Source organism: Paenibacillus sinensis (genome assembly GCF_019904155.1).
Lineage (GTDB): Bacteria > Bacillota > Bacilli > Paenibacillales > Paenibacillaceae > Paenibacillus_AQ > Paenibacillus_AQ sinensis.
On record NZ_JAHCMB010000058.1, the window covers coordinates 1 to 317 of the forward strand.

1 pseudogene is annotated in these 317 nt (G+C 48.6%); it reads left to right on the top strand.

Features of this window, described 5'->3' with window-relative positions:
- Positions 1 to 34: 34 nt before the first annotated feature.
- Positions 35 to 317: pseudogene (locus KIH86_RS07720) on the top strand (IS4 family transposase); the annotation flags it as partial.

A 317-nucleotide genomic window follows, 5' to 3' on the forward strand; every position in this document is an offset into this window, starting at 1 on the left:
CGAAGCCCCTTGAAACAACAAGGAGGTTACGTCAATGGAGCCGTACGCCATTTCGCTAAAAAACAAGCTGACATCCCTCATTCGAGAAATGTCAGCCGCACCTGCACCCTACATCAAAAACCCGGAAACCGATTTTACCCGGAAGAGAAAGCTTTCCTTTGAAAAAGTCATGCATCTCCTCATCTCAATGGGAGGAAACAGTTTGTACAAGGAACTCCTGGAATCGCAGGGCTATGACGTCAATACCGCGACCACCTCTGCTTTTGTCCAGCAACGGTATAAAATCCTGCCGTCTGCAGTGGAATTCCTGTTCCACC